Below are 18,460 nucleotides of genomic sequence, written 5' to 3' on the forward strand. Positions count from 1 at the left end.
ATGCTTTTGATCGGAAAAAGAGTTGTTTTAGAATATGGCATCTTGACTGTATTGTTAATGATCCTACTTCATTCCTGTTCCGTTCAACAACGTACAACAGTAAAAAATTACCCTACCCATAAACCTTTTGTTTACAGCAACAAGATCAATATTCTTAATGACCTTCCCAAAGATGAGAAAAAACGGCTAACTTATGAACTAGAGAATTATTGGGATGATAGCTTACAGGTCAGACTAGCACAGAGATATTTAGCGTGGTATCGTCTAAACAAGCCTCCTGTATTTGACAGCACTAATCTTGATCGCTCGATCAATTTCATGAGAGCTTATCTGAATAGTCAAGGTTATTTCTATCCAAATTTCAAAGACTCTGTTTTTATTGATACTGTCAAAGATCAATTACGTACAAATGTGATCATGGACATATCAACAGGAAAAAATATTACCATTGATTCTGTTTCCTACAGTTTCCAAGACTCCGCATTGAATGCATTGGTGCAATCTGAAATTTCAAAAAGCCTGCTAAAAAAAGGAGGACGCTATACCAAACAAGTGATTGGTGACGAACTGGACAGACTTACCAACTTATTCCGTCAGAACGGCTACTATAATTTTAGCAGAGATGACCTAAGAGCAGTGGTAGATACACTGGATAAAGAACTACTTCAACTAACACTAGATCCTTTCAAACAAGCCCAGCTCATTGCTGATGTTGCAAAGAAGAGAAACGAAAATCCTAGTTGGGATATCAATATTACCACTACCAGAAACTTAACTGACTCAACAGGTTTGCATCAATTCAGCTTTGGAAATATTTATTATTATCCGGAAACGAAACTTTATGATATCCCGGATAGTGTAAAAAGGAGAACTGATTTTATTGTAGATACTTTCAGGAGCGGTATCATGAAATATAAGCAGGGTATATTTCGATTTAGACCCATGCGAGAACATACTTACTTCAAGCGGGGAGATAAATACAATGAAGCTGATTATTTTAAAACTATTAATACGCTCGGACAATTGGGTGCTTGGCAACAGGTAGACGCTATTTTGGAACCTAGGAATAAAGATTCATTGGATGTTCATGTATTCTTGGTTCCCGCTACCAAACAATCTGTAGCAGCAGAGTTGGAAGGCAGCCGAAATTCGGGTGATGTGATTACCGGTAATACACTTGGTATCTCCATGAACCTTAGCTACAACAATAAGAATAGATGGAAACAAGCCATACAGCAACAAACTGTTTTGAGAACTGGGGTAGAATTAAATTTATTGAATCAGGCCAATAATCCGCTCTTTCAAACTTTTTTAGTAAGTGCAAGTCATACCTATGCTTTCCCTCGTATTCTCACACCGTTTCGCAGTTGGGGTAGTTCAAAAAAAATAGAGAACAAAAAAACCTCACTCACCCTTAACGGATCCTATATTGATAGAAGAAATTTTTATAAAGTGAATTCTTTTACAGCCAGTATTGGCTATGAATGGAGAAGCAGGAAAAGAAATGGAGATCATTTATGGTTGTACAAACCCCTAAATGTGGAATTGTATGGCATCACCCGATTAGCAGGACTTATTGATTTGATTCAGAAAAACCCATTTTTACAAGCATCCTTCAACGAGGGTAATATTGTAAGTCAAAGTTTATCATTCATTAGCACCAGTACCGGTAGATTGAATAGAAACAGAAGTCACTATTTCAGGGTAGGTATTGAAGAAGCTGGCGGATTATTTGGATTATTACCCGGATTGAGAAATAATATTTACCGGTATATCAAAACTGAAACTGAATATCGTCAAGTAACAAAGTATGATCAATCAGAATTGGCATATCGTGCATTTGCAGGCGTAGGATATAATTATGGTAATGACCCGCGTATCGGAAGAACCTTACCTTTCTTTAAACAGTTTATCGCCGGTGGTCCATACAGCATGCGTGCATGGGGCCTGAGGCAATTAGGCTTAGGTAGTTCTGTATTTAGTGATACTGTTAATAGTTCTTATCGCGATCGTTTTGGAGATGTTCAGTTAGAGGGTAATATCGAATATCGATTCACCTTGTTATCACTAGGATCATTCAAAGTAGGCAGCGCTTTTTTTGCTGACATCGGCAATATCTGGAATATCAAAAGAAATGATCAAGATCCCGACTCAAAATTTTCTTTCAGTAATCTGACTCGAGACTTAGCTATAGGTGTAGGTACGGGATTGAGATTTGATTTTTCTTATTTCTTGATTCGATTTGATTTTGCTTACCGTGTAAAAGATCCTGCCAGAAATAAAAATGGAGGATGGATGAGTATCAAAGATTTTGTATGGTCTGAAACAAGAGCTTCCGGACTCAAGATCAACAATATGGCTTTACAATTTGGTATTGGTCTACCCTTCTAAGTTCTCTTTGAGCTTTGTTATTTCTTGTTCAAAGGATTCAATACTGTGCGCATCTTCCACAGAGAAAATACCTATTCTGGTTCTCCGCAAACTACTCATATACCCGCCCACACCTAATGCCGCACCAAAATCATTGGCCAAACTTCTGATATAAGTACCTGTTGAACACACCACTCTAAAATGAACAACCGGCAATTCAATTTTTTCAATCGCAAACTGATGGATCGTAACAGGACGCGGCTCTAATACAACATGCTCACCCTTTCTAGCCGCGAGATAAACCGGCTTACCATCTTTCTTAATCGCCGAATGGGCAGGAGGAACCTGCATAATAGGCCCCATAAATGATATTGTAGCGTTGTGTATTTGTTCTTCTGTAAGATGAGTGACGTCTTTAATATTTTCAGGTGGCGATTCTAAATCATAGGTTGGCGTTGTGGCACCCAAGGTAAAAGTACCCGTGTACTCTTTCTCCATTCCCATATACTCATTGATCTTCTTTGTAAACTTACCTGTACAGATAATCAATAAACCTGTAGCCAAAGGATCAAGCGTACCGGCATGTCCAACTTTTGCAATACGTGTGAGTATACGTACTTTCTTAACAGCATCGAAGGAAGTCCACTCCAATGGTTTATCCAGCAAAATGACTTTGCCTTCAAGGTAAGGTTGTAATGCAGGATGTATTTCTTTTTGTCGCATTGGAGGGATAATGTATTTGCACGGATGCTGTGAATACTAGTAAGCTCTTGCAAATAAAACCCTTTGAGCAGAAGGCTTTCCACTAAGTATACAAACACCTTCTTCCGCCTGGTTGTCCAATGGGATACAACGTATCGTAGCCTTGGTCAATTCTTTGATCTTGTCTTCTGTTTCACCGGTGCCATCCCAATGAGCGGCAATAAATCCACCTTTAGTATCCAGTAGCTGAACAAATTCATCCCAACTATTCGCCAGAGTAATATGCTCGTCTCGATACTGTTTGGCTCTGTTGAAAATATTTTGCTGAATCTCTTCTAACAGGTTTTGTATATAGGTGGAAAGTCCATTCAAAGAAACCGTATTCTTTTCCTTAGTATCTCTTCTAGCTATTTCTGCTACATTATTTTCAAGATCACGTGCACCGATAGCCACACGTACAGGAACACCTTTCAATTCATATTCTGCAAATTTCCATCCCGGTCTGGCATTATCACTGTCGTCATACTTCACAGATATACCTAAGGTCTTGAGTTCTTTCATTAGCTGATGAACCCGCTCATCAATCTGTGCTTTTTGTTCCTCTCCTTTGAAAATGGGAACAATCACCACTTGTAATGGTGCGATACGCGGAGGTAATACCAATCCACTATCATCACTATGCGCCATCACCAATGCACCAATCAAACGGGTACTTACACCCCAGCTTGTAGCCCAAACATATTCCAGTTGATTATTCTTATCACTGAATTTTACATCAAATGCTTTTGCAAAATTCTGACCAAGAAAATGGGAAGTACCTGCCTGTAATGCTTTTCCATCCTGCATCATTGCTTCAATACAATAAGTGTCTTCAGCACCTGCAAAACGTTCGTTGGGTGTTTTCACACCCTTGATTACCGGAACAGCCATCCAATTCTCCACAAAATCGGCGTATACGTTTAGCATTTTGACGGTTTCGTCAACCGCTTCTTCTTTGGTAGCATGTGCCGTATGACCTTCCTGCCAGAGAAACTCTGCAGTACGAAGAAATAATCTTGTTCTCATTTCCCATCTTACCACATTCGCCCACTGGTTCACCAGAATCGGAAGATCACGATAAGATTGAATCCATGTTTTATAAGTATTCCAAATAATGGCTTCACTGGTTGGACGAACCACCAGTTCTTCTTCCAGCTTTGCTTCAGGATCTACAATGAGTTTTCCTTTATTAGTAGGATCGGTTTTTAAGCGATAGTGCGTAACAACTGCACATTCCTTTGCGAAACCTTCTGCATTCTTTTCCTCTGCTTCAAATAAACTTTTGGGAATAAAGAGCGGGAAATAAGCATTCTGATGACCAGTTTCTTTGAACATTCGATCCAATACATCACGCATGTTCTCCCAAAGTGCGAAACCATAAGGTTTGATGACCATGCAACCTCTCACGGCACTATAATCTGCCAAACCACCTTTAATAATGAGGTCATTGTACCACTGAGAATAATCTTGCGCTCTGGAAGTGATTTCCTTACTCATAATAATATTATAATTCTCTTAACAAAATAGATTGCTTACAGTTGTTAGTTGGCAAACTAATTGCCGCTGTTTACAGGAAGTCCATAACAGCGCAAATGTATGTAACTTCACATTATCTAACCTTCTCAATCCTGATGTTATGAAAAGAATGATACTTGGTTCATTGCTCACCATCGGACTCCTTTCAGGATGTTCTACGGCATATCAGAGCGGACAAACACCTGATGATGTTTATTACTCACCCGGCAGGGATGGCGGCAGCAGACGTGAAGAGGAGAAGGTAAGAGAACAGCAAGAGCGTTATGAAGAATATGCCAGCAGCCAGGATGATCGTTACTTACGTATGAAAGTAGCGAACAGAAACCGTTGGTCTGGTATTGATGACTTTGATTATTGGTACGACAGTCGCTATGACTTTTGCAGGTATAACCACTTCAGTAATTGGAATAGTTTCTATACCTGGAATAATCCATTGAATCCTTCCTTCAGCTATGGATTATGGAGAATGCAGCCCGGACTAGGATTTGGATGGGGATGGAACAATCCGATGTATACATTGATTGCTTATGCTTCCCCTAAATTTTATGCTGGCGGACGAACTTCCGGAAGCAATCTTTCCGCCTACCGCAATATAAAGGGCTTTAGTAACAACAATGGCGGCTACTACAATCCGAAAATAGGATCATTCATGAATTCCAATAATACGTCATCCAACAGTTTTGGAAGTTTGTTGAAACGCGTGTTTACTACCAGTCCCGGTAATTCTAGCTCAAGTTTTGATAGACCTGTAAGAAGTTTTTCAAATAGCAGCAGTTCTTCTGCAACCCCTAGCAGTTCTGCGGGTGGTAATAGTGGCGGCGTGAAAAGCACAGGTAGCAGTTCCAGTTCTGGTCGCGGAGGCAGGGGTAATTAATTCTTACACTTCAGGCAATAATAGATTCGGGTGTTGTACACCTCATACTAAACCTATACCCAAACAGATTGTAACATGAAAATATATTTACTATCCCTGACATTGATGCTCACCTTAATAGCATCTTCACAAAACCCAGATTATTCATTACGAACTGCCTGGTTCACACAAAATGGTTCTGCGAGAAATATTGCAACCGGTGGTGTGATGGGATCTTTAGGAGGCGAAATCACAGCCAGCCACGTGAATCCTGCAGGTATTGGATTATTCAAAACCAATGAATTCGTTTTATCACCCGGATTCTTATTGAACAACAACAAATTCAAATATCGCGGTTCTGATACCCTTAATAATAAGAACAGTTTTGGTTATGGTGCGTCCGGCGTTATTTTGAGTACGGGCGTTAACAGAAAAAGTAAATGGACCAGTAGTGCGTTTGCCCTTTCAGTAAACCAATTAGCCAGCTATAACAATCGAATTCAATTCAAAGGATTCAATAACATGAGTTCATTCTCAGAACAGTATCTGGAAGAATTGACTCGAGATCTTGCTGATACCAATGCTGCATTGAGCAATTATATCTTTGGTTCTTCTCTCGCGTTTAGAACCTTCTTGGTAGATACAGCGAATAATGCCAGTGGTAACTTTATCGGTTATCAAAGTTTGGTGCCGATTTCAACCGGTGTGAATCAATCTTATGATGCCACTACAAGAGGTGGATACCATGAAATAGCACTTGGCGTTGCAGGCAATATGGAAGATAAAATGTATGTTGGTGGAAGTCTTACCATTCCTGTTATTAGTTATTCTCGTGATCTGGTGTATCGTGAAACAGATGCTACCAGCAATCCCAATAACCAATTCAGCAGTTTTGAATTTCGCGAAACTTTTACCTCTCAAGGAGTTGGTATTGGAGCGAAAATCGGTACCATTTATAAACCAAAGGAACATTGGAGAATTGGCTTTTCATTTCATACACCTCAGTACATCACTTTTAAAGACAGAGTACGTGCTTCTATGACTGCTAATACTGAAAGTTATGCAGGTATTCGTTCCGAAAACAGTGACAATCTCAATAGCGGTAATCCAGGTAATAGCAATTATAACTTAATTACACCCTGGAGAGCCATTGTAAGCGCTAGTTATGTTTTCAGAGAAATCAAAGATACACGGAGACAAAGAGCATTCATTAGTGCTGATCTGGAATATGTTAATTATCGAGGCTCAAGATTTTCTGCCGAAGATAAGACAGACCAAGCACTCGTGAATTATTATGACCTTTTGAACGATGTTATTAAAGACACTTATAAAGGCAACATCAATTTCCGTTTAGGTGGTGAACTAAAGTATCATACGTTTATGTTTCGACTGGGTGGAGCTTATTATGGAAGTCCATACGCAGAGGAAGAACTAAAAGCCAATCGTATTCTGGCGACCGGAGGTGTGGGTTATCGCGATAAAGGTATTTTCATTGACCTCAGCTATGCACATGCATTCAATCGCGATGTTCAGTTTGCATATCGCCTCAATGATAAACCCAACACATTCGCGGAGCAAACCGGATCAAGAGGTTCTGTGATGCTTACACTTGGATTTAAGTTCTAAATAATCTAATCAATACCCTGTTCAAGCAGTATTTTTTGAATCTGCGATACAGGATCAACAGCAGCATTTACCCAGTGAATGCTGCTGTCTTTTTTAAACCAAGTCATTTGTCTTTTTGCGTATTGTCGCGTATGCTGTTGAATCAATTCAACAGCTCTATCATAAGCAATACTTCCATCTAAATGATCAAACAATTCCTGATAACCTACGGTTTGTAAAGCATTCAAATGCTTAAAGGGATACAATGCTTTGACTTCATCCAATAATCCCTGCTCCATCATTTGTTCAACGCGTAGATGAATGCGCGCATTCAATTCAGCCCTTTCCATTTCAAGTCCGATCTTCACAATTCGAAATGGTCTTTCAACTTTTTTGCCGATTCGAAAACTGGTTATCGATTTACCTGTCCCTTCCAGTATTTCTAATGCTCGTAATAACCTGTGGGGGTTTTGCTGTTCAGCAATTTGCCAGAAAACTGGATCACGCTTGGCCACTTCCTGTTGCAACCATGCCAATCCATTTGTAGCATAGCTCTGATTGAGTTCTTGTCTGATGGAGAGGTCTATTTCGGGCATATCATCAATACCCTCACAAAATGCTTTGATATATAAACCCGTGCCGCCTGTTACAATTAATGTGGAGTGTTGCTTAAAAATAATGGCTGCCTTTTCGAGCGCATAGGTTTCATAGATACCAGCATTTACTTCTTCATCAATAGAATGTGACGCAATAAAATGATGAGGTACGGTTGCCAGTTCTTCGGCAGAAGGACGAGCTACACCGATATTCATTTCACGATAGCATTGTCTGGAATCTGAAGACAGAATTTCCGTTTGGAACAACTGAGCCAATGCGATGGCAACAGCGGTTTTACCTACAGCCGTTGGACCAACAATCAATATGGCTGTATGTGAAGACAATGATTAGGGTTATATATCTTGATAACTACTTAAAAGATGCAAGGATTAAAAATCTTCTTCTGTACTTTCTTCAGCGCCAAAATCATCCCCATCAGATTCGCCCTCTTCTCCTTCTTCACCAAATCCATCCGATGCCTCTGTAAGATCATATTTCTCTTCAATATCAGCGAATTTATCGCCTAAAAGACTTTTTGTTCCATATTGTTGCGGACCGATACCTTCTACCCTGGATGTGACCGGATAGCTGAGTTTATTATTCTCTTCCTTACTCACATTGATCAACTCCACTAAAAAAGTCCAGTTTTTTGCAAAATCGTAGAGATAAATAAATTTTTGATTGGTATCACGAATCTCGCTACCAATCGTGGTATCACTCATAAGCAAGGGCTCTGCTACATATGATTTATCATATCGCTCAAAACTGATCTCACGACCACGTTGCCAATTATCATTACTCCTAAAAAAAGTAGCCTGGTGCTTCTGATCAAACTCATAGGCTTTCAGGATCGCAAAATGCAAATCGATAAAGTATTGTGTATGCTTGATCACAATATCGCGGTACACCGCATCATCTTCCTCCAAATAAACCCTGAATTTCAGAATGGCCATTCTAAATGCTTAAGTCTTTTATAATAAGTAAAAACAACAGTATTTGTTGTCATCAGAAACGCTAAAATACAATTTATTCAATGGCCTCCAAGTCCAGTTCTTTCCCCTTTTCTAACATGAACTTTTTTGCCGCTTCATATTCGTTAGGAATAACCCCATCTAATATGGCTTCACGTATAGCATCTTTGATAATACCTACTTGTCTGCCGGGAGTTAACCCAAATGTTGCCATGATGATTTCCCCGGTAATTGGTGGTTGCCAGTTTCGGATTCGATCTGCATCCTCCACTTCCAATAACCGTTCTTTAACCAGTTCGAAATTTTGAAGATACCTTTTTACTTTATGCTTGTTTTTACTGGTGATATCAGCAGAACATAGCATCATTAAAGCATCAATATCTTCACCCGCATCAAACAACAATCTTCTTATCGCACTATCAGTGATGTTTTCTTTTGTAAGACTTATAGGACGTAAATGCAGTAATACCAACTTCTGTACCTGCTTCATCTTTTCATTCAATGGCAACTTCAATTTCGAGAAGATTTTAGGAACCATCCTAGCGCCTACCACTTCATGTCCATGAAAAGTAAAACCATGACCTTCTTCAAATCTTTTAGTAGCAGGTTTCCCAATATCATGCAAAAGCGCTGCCCATCTCAACCATAGATCGTCAGTGGATGTTGCCATATTATCCAACACCTGCAGGGTATGATAGAAATTATCTTTATGACCCAGACCATCGATATATTCCGCTCCATGAAGATCTACCATTTGAGGGAAAATTTTTTGTAACAGACCTGTCTTAAATAAAAGATCCCATCCAACCGAAGGTTTTTCGCAGAGCATGATCTTGTTTAGCTCATCAGTAATCCGCTCTTGTGAAACAATACTGATTCGATGCACATTGGCAGCGATAGCAGCCAGTGTTTCAGGCACAATGGTATAGTTCAGTTGCGCCGCAAATCGAATGGCTCTCATCATGCGCAAAGGATCATCACTGAATGTTTGTGAAGGTTCTAATGGTGTTACAATGATTTTGTCACGAATTGACTGTATCCCATTAAAAGGATCGATAAGTGAACCATAATCCGCAGCATTCAAACTAATGGCCATTGCATTGATGGTAAAATCACGTCTATTTTGATCATCTTCAATGGTCCCGGGAACCACTTCAGGTTTGCGACTGTTCTTCGCATAACTTTCTTTGCGTGCACCCACAAATTCAATTTCCAAATCATCGATTTTGATCTGTGCTGTTCCAAAATTTTTAAAAAAGGAAACATAAGGTTTGGGATGAAATGCCTCAGCCACTTTATGAGCGAGACTGATACCATCCCCAATACAAACAATATCAATATCCTTGGTAGCCCGGCCAATGATTTTATCACGCACAAAACCGCCTATCAGGTAACAGGGCATATTGAGAGATGCCGCTGCTTTTCCTATCTGTTGAAAAATAAGTGCTTCTTTATCTGTACAAACAATATCCATGCGGTGCAAAGGTAACTTGTTTCCTTATTTATCAGGAACTGAGACTATTCACTAGCTGTTCAGTTTGAATCGTACGGGCACACTTGAAATGTTTTTCCGGACAAGTTTGATGCCCATGTAATCCGCAGGGTCTACAAGAAAGAGGTTCGATCGTCTGAATAACATGGCTGTTATCAGAAAGTGGACCATAACCAAATCCGGGTATCGTTGAACAATATACTGCCGTTACAGGCGCATTCATGGCGGAAGCAAAATGCATAGGTGCTGAATCATTGACATAATTCATGACTGCATTTTTCATCAAAGCAGCTGATTCAAGAAAAGACAAATATCCACTAAGATCGGTTGCCTTATCCCCTGATTGTAACCGTATCTGATCACAAAGGTTTTTATCACCGGGTGCCCCCAATAAATAAATGGTATAGTCGTCTGGAAGTTGGCGGATCAAGTCCACCCATTGGTCTGCAGGATATTGCTTTGTGAACCACACAGATGCCGGTGCAATACAGATATAAGACCGCTGCTGATATATTTTTACTTTTTCAAAAGCTTCAGCTGTAGGATATAAGACGGGTTTAGCTGCATTCGCATCTGTCAATGAACGAATCAATGCATGATTTCTTTGAATTTCATGATGGGCATCAGCTTGTACGGAGAAATGATGAGGAACAATATCCGTGAAGAAAAAACGAAATGGGTTTTTATCAAACCCAATTTTTCTGGAAGCCCCGGAAAAAGCAGTCAGGAAACCGGTAGCAAAATAACGTTGTATATTGATGACTGCATCATATCTATTTTGTCGGATCGACTTCAATAATTGAAAAAGATGTCGATACTTATCAGATTTTTTATTCCAGATCAATACCTCGTGCAAAAAAGGATGCCCATCAAATAATGACTCATTGCCTTTTCTTACCAAAATATCCAATGCTGCATCAGGATAATATTGATGAAGCTTTTCCAATAAACCAGTGGCCAATACCACATCTCCAATAAAAGCAGTTTGAATAACCAGAATGCGCTGCATGGCACAAAGCTAATACAAAGGAATTTGTATCGATTGTTTACTCGTATTCGAGTTCATTGCTGAAGAACTCCCAATCGAACAACAAATAGGTAGAAATAAGTTGTCTGAGACCTCTTCGTCTTCTTCTTTCTGAAACTTTGGTCTGATTGAATTTAGCAGAGCTAATAGCATGACGCTCTAGCCCCAGATTGAGGATAGCCTGCAGGAAAGGCTGCATTTTCTCAGTAGGAACATCGAGTATTACGCGTGCCATATTTTTTGCTTACTTTAAATTTGCATTTTATTACAAGAAAAGCAATTAAAAGTTCAACAAAATTTTTGCCAAAAATGCTCAAAAACAAGCTAAAGCGCTCAATTACAGCTAATTAACAGATTTTGTGATTTTCACACAGGTTTATGCACAATTAGGAGCGAATGATGATCAATTCGCCATTTTTATCCCATCGTACCACTGAAGAGGGTTTATAGTAGTTATCATCTGATTGTCGGTAACGAACCACATAATCCACTCCTTCTTTGATTAAGGGGTCGATATCCTGAAAAGACCTAGGTGCCGGATAACCGGAAAGATTTGCAGAAGTGCTGACAATCGGCTTCTTAAACCTTTTGATCAGGTGTTTACAAAATGAGTCTGAAGTGATGCGTATGGCAACCGATCTATCATCTGCCAATAATTGATCAGCAAGTCGCACCCCACCTTCATACACTACTGTTATCGGTTTACTCACCCCTTTGATATAGTCAAACACCTGCAAATCAGGTTGTGTAACATACTGCAGTATTTCTCTCTCATCTGCCATCAAAACCACCATCGGCTTATGATCCGGACGTTGTTTCAACCGATAGATCTTTTCTACAGCCATTTCATTGGTAGCATCACATCCTATTCCCCAAATGGTATCTGTGGGATAGAGAATGAGTCCACCTGTATCGAGGATCTCTAAACAAGCATCAATATCATGTTGAAAAGGCAGCATTGTCATTGCAATGTACAAATTGTGCCCAATATGACTTTCAAGCCCCATACTTTCTCACGAACTTGTATGTTTGCAAAAATTTTAGGTAATGGAACTGAAAAAACTCATTGAAGAAGCCTGGTCGAACAGGGAGTTATTACAAAACAATACATACAGTGATGCAGTGAGAGCTGTCATTGAAGAAGTAGACAAAGGAAGATTAAGAGTGGCATCACCGGAACAAGATAAGTGGGTGGTGAATGAATGGGTGAAGCAAGCTATTTTAATGTATTTCGGTATCCAACAAATGCAAACCTGGACATTGCCGCCGTTTGAGTTCTATGACAAAATGTTGCTGAAAAGCAATTATAAAGAATTGGGGGTGAGAGCCGTTCCACATGCTGTTGCCCGATATGGCGCATATGTGGCGCGTAATGTGGTATTGATGCCCAGCTACGTAAATATTGGAGCTTATGTAGATGAAGGTTCGATGGTAGATACCTGGGCAACAGTAGGTAGTTGTGCGCAAATAGGCAAAGGTGTACACTTGAGCGGTGGTGTCGGCATTGGCGGTGTATTGGAACCATTACAGGCCAGTCCGGTGATCATCGAAGACGGTTGCTTTATTGGCAGTAGATGTATTGTAGTAGAAGGTGTAATCGTTGAAAAAGAAGCGGTTTTGGGTGCCAATGTGGTACTCACACAATCCACTAAAATCATCGATGTAAGCGGTAATGAGCCCATTGAATACAAAGGAAGAGTTCCGGCCAGAAGTGTGGTTATCCCGGGCAGCTATACCAAAAAATTCAATGCCGGCGAATACCAAGTAAGCTGCGCACTCATCATCGGACAACGCAAAGCCAGCACCGATTTAAAAACAAGTCTGAATGATGCGTTGAGAGATTTTAATGTGAGTGTTTAGTCCTTAGCCAATAGCAAATGGGTTATAGTGTATCGAAGTAAAGATTTGCTATCAACCATATGCTATAACCCATTTGCAAAAAAGTGAACCCATCATCAAACAAAATCAACACACTCGGCTTTCTGATCACCATCAGCGGTGCTATCTTCTTTTCTACGAAGGCCATTTTTGTAAAGTTGGCTTTTCAGGATACCAAAGTGGATGCGGTGACTTTGTTGTGTTTGCGAATGCTCTTTTCACTTCCATTTTATATCGGTGCCGCATGGATCGCACATAGAAAAGAGGGTGTGGTTCAACTTACTCGAAAGCAATGGCTATGGGTATTAACCATGGGAATATTCGGCTATTACTTGAGTAGTTTATTTGATTTCATCGGATTACAATATGTATCAGCAGGTTTAGAGCGATTGATTCTTTTTCTTTACCCCACGTTTGCAGTGCTGATCAATACTTTTTACTTCAAAACAAAGTTGAGTCGCATACAAGTATTGGCATTAGTGCTGACCTATATTGGTATTGGAACTGCTTATTGGGGTGAGATCAGATCAGCACAATATGGACCTCAATTCTTCTATGGATCATTCATGATCTTTGTATGTGCTGTAACTTATTCATTTTATTTGGTGGGTACTGGTAGACTCGTAAACGCAGTTGGCGCCACCCGATATACGGCTTATGCCATGCTGGCTGCCAGTGCCGGCATTTTCACACACTTCTTACTCACACATCCTGTTCAGAATGTGGTTATGACTTCATCATTGGCGGGTTATGGAATTGCACTCGCCATTATTGCCACCGTTTTACCCTCATTTATGATGAGTGTTGGCATGAAAAAAATAGGCAGCAATAATGTGGCGATTATTACCAGTATTGGCCCTGTGTCAACCATTCTACAAGCGCATTTCTTCCTGGGTGAAACCATCATACCTGAACAAATATTGGGTACCGCATTGGTAATTGTAGGTGTTATACTCATTGGATGGCAATCAAAGATTGCGACTGAACCCAGTTGATGTTCCTTATTTTTTACCGACATTTTTCCGCCACTTACCGCCCCTTCACCTCTTATTACCTATTTCCACTTTTGAAAGGATCATAGCAGCATTAGTTTCGTCCTAAATATTGATGGTATGAAAAATAATGGTTACGATATCAGAAACTATAACGATAGATTTTTTACCGGTATTGTTATGATCATAGTAGGTGGTGCTATCCTTTTAAAAAGATTAGGCTTACCATTTCCGGGTTGGCTCTATGACTGGTCGGCAATTGTGATCTTGATTGGCCTGATCTCAGGTATCAAAGTAAGATTTAAAGGTGTGTCATGGATCATCTTTATGTCGATCGGTGTATTTTTTATGCTTGATGAAGTAGTGAAAGACAAGAATATTCGTCCATATATCTGGCCTGCTCTTATTATAGGCATCGGACTCATTTTGTTATTCAGACCCAAAAGAAAAACCATTAATATTCAAGATGTGGAAGAGGGTTTGCCTTCCGTCATCACGGAAACAAAACCCTATGATACGGAAGTGAATATGGCAATAGATGATTACATCGACTGTACCTCTGTTTTTGGTGAAGTGAAAAAGATGGTCACCTCAAAAAGCTTCAAAGGTGGAGAAATCGTATGTTTCATGGGAGGTTCTCAAATCAATCTTACACAGGCAGATATACATGGCCCCATTTTTTTAGAAGTGACTATTGTATTTGGGGGCACTAAAATAGTGGTACCTCCTAACTGGGAAGTAAGATCTGAATCTGTTGCTGTGTTTGCAGGTATTGAAGACAAAAGAAATTTATTGCCCGGCAGCAGATTTGATCCCAATAAAATACTCATCATAAAAGGTACTTCTGTATTTGGTGGTATTGAGATCAAAAGTTTTTAAATCTAACCTGTTTCAATCATGGAATGGTATCTTGCCAAACTCGTGTATCGCTTTCAGCCTAAAACAGCCAATGCTGCAGTTCATTTTGAGGAACAGATCAGACTGGTAGAGGCTGAAGATGAATTACATGCTTTTCACAGAGCACAGCAAATAGGTAGCCAGGAAGAATGTCATCTGGAATATGAAGATGGACTACCCATTCATTGGTATTTTATAGATGTTACAGAGCTCTTGAAATTGCACAGCATGATGGATGGTGCTGAAATACTCTCCCAATCACACCAAACAAATGAGCCGGAAGCATTTCAGAAAAATATCAGGTTAAAAGCAGGATATTTGTTAGCCAACTGTACCGATCAATTCCTTCAATCCAGATAACACATGGTTACATCCATTACAAAAGGGCGAAGTTTCTACCTTGCTTTTACCTCTTGGTGGATAGTATGGACTGTCATTCATGTATGGGTTTTGGATGAATACCAGATCAAACTATTGTCTGCCTTAGCCGATGCGTTTATTTCCAATTTTTTGTTGGCTTCTTTCTGCTTACTAGTTGTCAACAATATGCAATACTATCTTCCCCGAAAAGAACGGTATTGGTATATTCTCATTGTGAGTCTGGTATTGAGCAGTATGTATCTTTTTATTAGCAGGTTAATTCTTCGTTTTATTTTCAAGGAAGATGATATGTACCTGAACTTACTCAAACAATCATTTTATATCAGGTATATCACAGGCTTTTTGATGATTGGTTGTATGTCAATGATCAGTTTGTTATGGTATACCCTGAAAGAGCAACAAGAAAACGAACAAAGAAAAGAGGAAGCAGAAAAAATTGCAAAAGATGCTGAATTATTAAAACTCAGACAACAATTACAACCGCATTTTTTATTCAATAGTTTGAACTCGATCAGCGCTCTTGCAGGTACCCAGCCAGAGAAAGCAAGACATATGATTCAACAATTATCGGATTTTTTACGCGGCACTTTGAAAAAAGAAGAACATCAATTGGTGACATTACGTGAAGAAATACATCATTTACAATTATACCTCGATATTGAAAAAGTACGTTTCGGTCATCGCTTGCAAACAGTTTTAGAGATCGAAGACCAAGCATCAGACATGTTAATACCGGTTCTGTTGTTACAACCTGTTGTAGAGAATGCTATTAAATTCGGGTTGTACGATACAACCGAAGAAGTATTGATCCGTATCATTGCTACTGCAAAAGATGATCAGTTATTAGAGATACTGATCCAAAATCCATTTGACCCTTTAACATCTGTTCATACACATGGTACCGGTTTCGGACTAGCTTCTATTGCCCGAAGATTATATCTCATGTATGCACGTCAGGATCTGATCAAAACGGAAAGACAGGAACAATTATTTTCAACCCATATTGTTATCCCACAGTTGAATCATGAAAGTAATCATCATTGATGACGAGCCCTTGGCAAGAGGCATCGTAAAAGAATATTTACAATCCTATACTGATCTTCAGGTAGTACAGGAATGTGGCGATGGATTTGAAGGTGTAAAAGCCATTCAGCAATACCAGCCCGACCTTGTAATCCTTGATATTCAAATGCCAAAAATCAATGGCTTTGAAATGCTGGAGCTGATTGAAAATCCGCCGGCGATTATTTTCGCAACGGCATTTGAAGAATTTGCTATCAAAGCATTTGAAACGCATGCTGTCGATTATCTCTTGAAGCCATTCAGTAAAGAAAGATTTCAAAAAGCAATAGAAAAATGGAAGCAGACTGAAAGCGGAACACAACAAAATATAACCCATGAATTGATCGATGCCGCAGCCATATCACCTCAACAACAGCATCGAATTGTGTTGAAGGATAATGGCAAGATCAAAATCATTCCAACACAGCAGGTACAATATTTTGAAGCAGCAGATGATTATGTGAAAATCCATACTGCAGATGGTGTTTTTCTAAAAAATAAGACTATGCAATTTTTCGAGCAGAAAATGGATGCCGGTAATTTTGTGAGAATACATCGCTCTTACTTGGTCAATATACATCTGATCAGTAGAATAGAGCCGTATGAAAAAGATAGTCATCTTGCCATTCTTAGTATTGGCGTTAGATTACCGGTAAGTAAGACCGGGTATGTAAAATTGAAAAATGTACTAGGGATTTAATTCAATCCTTAATTAGACCTGTCTTTGAAAGAAAATTTCTCAGCTGTTTCAACTATAATATCAGGAATACTGGCGAAGTCTTTGGCTTTATCTAAAAAATAATCAGCTCCTGCCTGCATACATTCATTTCTATAGCCGGATAGTGTATTATTGGTGAGTATGACAACGATAGGATCAATAGATTTGTTAGAACGGATGTCTTTCAACATCTGCAAACCGTTTTTACCGGGCAGATTAATATCCAGAAAAATTAATGTGGGGTTATATGCTTCAATCCATTGATTCGCCTCTTCGGCACTTGTGGCTGTTCTTACTTCTTGAATCTGTTCCATGCCAGCCAATAAATGCTGTACACGTTGCAGAATAAATTCGGAATCATCCACCAATAATATTTTCAGCATCTTCCCTACCATAACAGATACAGACATGGTTCAAAAGTTTTAAAGAGCTTTGCAGGAAAATACCTGCAAAGCTCATACAGCCTAAGCTGTAAGGTTTTTCCAGGACAATAAGTTAAAGTCAACCTATATAGGCGACAGTTTTGGATTTAGATAGGGATAGAGGAATTTAAAAAGAGATAATCGGCTACTGGTGGGGGAAGCTCGACTATACAAAGGACAATCAATACATCTGTTCTTCCAATACCATGAACTGTGAAATCAATGTAGTGATTCCACTACACAAAATCTGTTATTTCACGGTTACAAGATGTTATTTTGAATCGCATACTTCACCAATTCAGCATTGTTATGCAGTTTCATTTTATCCATGATCCTAGCTCTGTAAGTACTGATGGTATTCACATTCAGGGATAGTATTTCTCCGATTTCAGAGATACTTTTTCCCATAACAATCATTTTAAATACTTCGAATTCTCGATCAGATAATTGTTCGTGGGGAGCTCGCTGGTCTTTTTGTTCTAAAGAACCTGCCAGTACTTCCGCAACTTCACTGGTAATGTATTTACGACCACTTAGAATTTGTTGTACTGCTTTTACCAATTCATAAGGAGCGCTTTCTTTTGTGAGATAACCGGAAGCTCCTGCTTTGATGGCCCTTACCGCATATTGCTCAGGTGTATGCATACTCAGCATTAAAACGGGAGTATTCGGAGCGTGTTCTTTGATTTGCTTGAGAATTTCAATACCGGAATATCCCGGCATGCTGATATCGGAAATAATAATGTCCCATTTTTCACTGATTGCTTTTTTAAAAAGATCAGCAGAATCAGCCACATCTTGTACTTCAGCCAATGGCATGGCTTCCATCAAAATCTTTCGCAAACCTTCTCTGATTAAGCTGTGATCATCTGCAATCAAAATTCTCATGGATATCTCCTTTTCAGTAAGTAATGGTTG

The 18,460-nt window shown here is 39.4% G+C and carries 19 protein-coding genes; 9 read left to right on the forward strand and 10 right to left on the reverse strand.

The window, feature by feature from the left end; genetic code table 11:
* Entirely contained in the window at positions 1–2,391 is a 2,391-nt protein-coding gene (locus ACTIEV_RS10790; RefSeq protein ID WP_322196753.1) for a translocation and assembly module lipoprotein TamL, read from the forward strand.
* On the opposite strand, the gene truB is transcribed toward ACTIEV_RS10790, so the two are convergent.
* Both truB and proS read right to left on the reverse strand, forming a co-directional pair.
* Complete coding sequence (gene truB, locus ACTIEV_RS10795; RefSeq protein WP_322196754.1) at positions 2,380–3,093, reverse strand: tRNA pseudouridine(55) synthase TruB; 714 nt, start codon at positions 3,091–3,093, stop codon at positions 2,380–2,382. The genes ACTIEV_RS10790 and truB overlap by 12 nt on opposite strands.
* A 36-nt stretch (positions 3,094–3,129) precedes the next feature.
* The gene (gene proS, locus ACTIEV_RS10800; protein WP_322196755.1) at positions 3,130–4,608 is read right to left on the reverse strand and encodes a proline--tRNA ligase; all 1,479 of its coding nucleotides are present in this window, start codon (positions 4,606–4,608) and stop codon (positions 3,130–3,132) included.
* A gap of 139 nt (positions 4,609–4,747) precedes the next feature.
* On the opposite strand from proS, the gene ACTIEV_RS10805 reads away from it, so the two are divergent.
* The gene (locus ACTIEV_RS10805; protein ID WP_322196756.1) at positions 4,748–5,521 is read left to right on the forward strand and encodes a hypothetical protein; all 774 of its coding nucleotides are present in this window, start codon (positions 4,748–4,750) and stop codon (positions 5,519–5,521) included.
* A 75-nt stretch (positions 5,522–5,596) separates the two neighbouring features.
* Entirely contained in the window at positions 5,597–7,126 is a 1,530-nt protein-coding gene (locus tag ACTIEV_RS10810; protein WP_322196757.1) for an OmpP1/FadL family transporter, read from the forward strand.
* Between the two features lie 5 nt (positions 7,127–7,131).
* Here the strand turns inward: ACTIEV_RS10810 and miaA are convergent, their stop codons facing one another.
* The 6 genes from miaA to ACTIEV_RS10840 form a co-directional block, all read right to left on the reverse strand.
* The gene (miaA, locus tag ACTIEV_RS10815; RefSeq protein WP_439516457.1) at positions 7,132–8,046 is read right to left on the reverse strand and encodes a tRNA (adenosine(37)-N6)-dimethylallyltransferase MiaA; all 915 of its coding nucleotides are present in this window, start codon (positions 8,044–8,046) and stop codon (positions 7,132–7,134) included.
* A gap of 45 nt (positions 8,047–8,091) precedes the next feature.
* On the reverse strand, positions 8,092–8,655 hold the full coding sequence (locus ACTIEV_RS10820; protein ID WP_322196759.1) for an IS1096 element passenger TnpR family protein: 564 nt from the start codon (positions 8,653–8,655) through the stop codon (positions 8,092–8,094).
* A gap of 73 nt (positions 8,656–8,728) precedes the next feature.
* On the reverse strand, positions 8,729–10,147 hold the full coding sequence (locus ACTIEV_RS10825) for a CCA tRNA nucleotidyltransferase (protein WP_322196760.1): 1,419 nt from the start codon (positions 10,145–10,147) through the stop codon (positions 8,729–8,731).
* A 31-nt stretch (positions 10,148–10,178) separates the two neighbouring features.
* Positions 10,179–11,174, reverse strand: a complete 996-nt coding sequence (locus tag ACTIEV_RS10830) for a glycosyltransferase family 9 protein (RefSeq protein ID WP_322196761.1) — start codon at positions 11,172–11,174, stop codon at positions 10,179–10,181.
* A gap of 37 nt (positions 11,175–11,211) precedes the next feature.
* Complete coding sequence (locus tag ACTIEV_RS10835; RefSeq protein WP_322196762.1) at positions 11,212–11,427, reverse strand: hypothetical protein; 216 nt, start codon at positions 11,425–11,427, stop codon at positions 11,212–11,214.
* Between the two features lie 151 nt (positions 11,428–11,578).
* The gene (locus ACTIEV_RS10840) at positions 11,579–12,157 is read right to left on the reverse strand and encodes an L-threonylcarbamoyladenylate synthase (protein WP_322196763.1); all 579 of its coding nucleotides are present in this window, start codon (positions 12,155–12,157) and stop codon (positions 11,579–11,581) included.
* 82 nt (positions 12,158–12,239) lie between these two features.
* Here ACTIEV_RS10840 and ACTIEV_RS10845 point away from each other — a divergent pair, with 82 nt between their 5' ends.
* From ACTIEV_RS10845 to ACTIEV_RS10870, 6 genes are all read left to right on the forward strand, one after another.
* Positions 12,240–13,052 carry a 2,3,4,5-tetrahydropyridine-2,6-dicarboxylate N-succinyltransferase gene (locus ACTIEV_RS10845; protein ID WP_322196764.1) on the forward strand — a complete coding sequence of 271 codons (813 nt, stop codon included), beginning with the start codon at positions 12,240–12,242 and terminating at the stop codon, positions 13,050–13,052.
* Between the two features lie 83 nt (positions 13,053–13,135).
* Complete coding sequence (locus tag ACTIEV_RS10850) at positions 13,136–14,065, forward strand: DMT family transporter (RefSeq protein WP_322196765.1); 930 nt, start codon at positions 13,136–13,138, stop codon at positions 14,063–14,065.
* A gap of 117 nt (positions 14,066–14,182) precedes the next feature.
* A complete protein-coding gene (locus ACTIEV_RS10855; RefSeq protein WP_322196766.1) occupies positions 14,183–14,941 on the forward strand; it encodes a LiaF transmembrane domain-containing protein in 759 nt (252 codons plus the stop codon).
* An 18-nt stretch (positions 14,942–14,959) separates the two neighbouring features.
* On the forward strand, positions 14,960–15,319 hold the full coding sequence (locus tag ACTIEV_RS10860; RefSeq protein WP_322196767.1) for a DUF4288 domain-containing protein: 360 nt from the start codon (positions 14,960–14,962) through the stop codon (positions 15,317–15,319).
* Positions 15,320–15,322: 3 nt separating this feature from the next.
* The gene (locus ACTIEV_RS10865; RefSeq protein WP_322196768.1) at positions 15,323–16,384 is read left to right on the forward strand and encodes a sensor histidine kinase; all 1,062 of its coding nucleotides are present in this window, start codon (positions 15,323–15,325) and stop codon (positions 16,382–16,384) included.
* The gene (locus ACTIEV_RS10870; RefSeq protein WP_322196769.1) at positions 16,365–17,102 is read left to right on the forward strand and encodes a LytR/AlgR family response regulator transcription factor; all 738 of its coding nucleotides are present in this window, start codon (positions 16,365–16,367) and stop codon (positions 17,100–17,102) included. Before ACTIEV_RS10865 ends, ACTIEV_RS10870 begins: the two co-directional genes overlap by 20 nt.
* Positions 17,103–17,110: 8 nt before the next feature.
* On the opposite strand, the gene ACTIEV_RS10875 is transcribed toward ACTIEV_RS10870, so the two are convergent.
* Entirely contained in the window at positions 17,111–17,530 is a 420-nt protein-coding gene (locus ACTIEV_RS10875) for a response regulator (protein ID WP_322196770.1), read from the reverse strand.
* A 273-nt stretch (positions 17,531–17,803) separates the two neighbouring features.
* On the reverse strand, positions 17,804–18,430 hold the full coding sequence (locus tag ACTIEV_RS10880; RefSeq protein WP_322196771.1) for a response regulator transcription factor: 627 nt from the start codon (positions 18,428–18,430) through the stop codon (positions 17,804–17,806).
* Between the last annotated feature and the right edge of the window lie 30 nt (positions 18,431–18,460).

Origin of the sequence: Sediminibacterium sp., from assembly GCF_051861365.1 — a bacterium.
Taxonomy (GTDB): domain Bacteria; phylum Bacteroidota; class Bacteroidia; order Chitinophagales; family Chitinophagaceae; genus Sediminibacterium.

Excerpts from the sequence above, each read along its gene's own strand:
- proS (WP_322196755.1), bottom strand. The coding sequence starts at position 4,608 with ATGAGTAAGGAAATCACTTCCAGAGCGCAAGATTATTCTCAGTGGTAC.
- ACTIEV_RS10825 (WP_322196760.1), bottom strand. The coding sequence starts at position 10,147 with ATGGATATTGTTTGTACAGATAAAGAAGCACTTATTTTTCAACAGATA.
- ACTIEV_RS10810 (WP_322196757.1), top strand. The coding sequence starts at position 5,597 with ATGAAAATATATTTACTATCCCTGACATTGATGCTCACCTTAATAGCA.
- ACTIEV_RS10790 (WP_322196753.1), top strand. The coding sequence starts at position 1 with ATGCTTTTGATCGGAAAAAGAGTTGTTTTAGAATATGGCATCTTGACT.
- ACTIEV_RS10860 (WP_322196767.1), top strand. The coding sequence starts at position 14,960 with ATGGAATGGTATCTTGCCAAACTCGTGTATCGCTTTCAGCCTAAAACA.
- ACTIEV_RS10880 (WP_322196771.1), bottom strand. The coding sequence starts at position 18,430 with ATGAGAATTTTGATTGCAGATGATCACAGCTTAATCAGAGAAGGTTTG.
- ACTIEV_RS10835 (WP_322196762.1), bottom strand. The coding sequence starts at position 11,427 with ATGGCACGCGTAATACTCGATGTTCCTACTGAGAAAATGCAGCCTTTC.
- ACTIEV_RS10820 (WP_322196759.1), bottom strand. The coding sequence starts at position 8,655 with ATGGCCATTCTGAAATTCAGGGTTTATTTGGAGGAAGATGATGCGGTG.
- ACTIEV_RS10855 (WP_322196766.1), top strand. The coding sequence starts at position 14,183 with ATGAAAAATAATGGTTACGATATCAGAAACTATAACGATAGATTTTTT.
- ACTIEV_RS10865 (WP_322196768.1), top strand. The coding sequence starts at position 15,323 with ATGGTTACATCCATTACAAAAGGGCGAAGTTTCTACCTTGCTTTTACC.
- ACTIEV_RS10830 (WP_322196761.1), bottom strand. The coding sequence starts at position 11,174 with ATGCAGCGCATTCTGGTTATTCAAACTGCTTTTATTGGAGATGTGGTA.
- ACTIEV_RS10845 (WP_322196764.1), top strand. The coding sequence starts at position 12,240 with ATGGAACTGAAAAAACTCATTGAAGAAGCCTGGTCGAACAGGGAGTTA.
- ACTIEV_RS10875 (WP_322196770.1), bottom strand. The coding sequence starts at position 17,530 with ATGTCTGTATCTGTTATGGTAGGGAAGATGCTGAAAATATTATTGGTG.
- ACTIEV_RS10840 (WP_322196763.1), bottom strand. The coding sequence starts at position 12,157 with ATGACAATGCTGCCTTTTCAACATGATATTGATGCTTGTTTAGAGATC.
- truB (WP_322196754.1), bottom strand. The coding sequence starts at position 3,093 with ATGCGACAAAAAGAAATACATCCTGCATTACAACCTTACCTTGAAGGC.
- ACTIEV_RS10805 (WP_322196756.1), top strand. The coding sequence starts at position 4,748 with ATGAAAAGAATGATACTTGGTTCATTGCTCACCATCGGACTCCTTTCA.
- ACTIEV_RS10870 (WP_322196769.1), top strand. The coding sequence starts at position 16,365 with ATGAAAGTAATCATCATTGATGACGAGCCCTTGGCAAGAGGCATCGTA.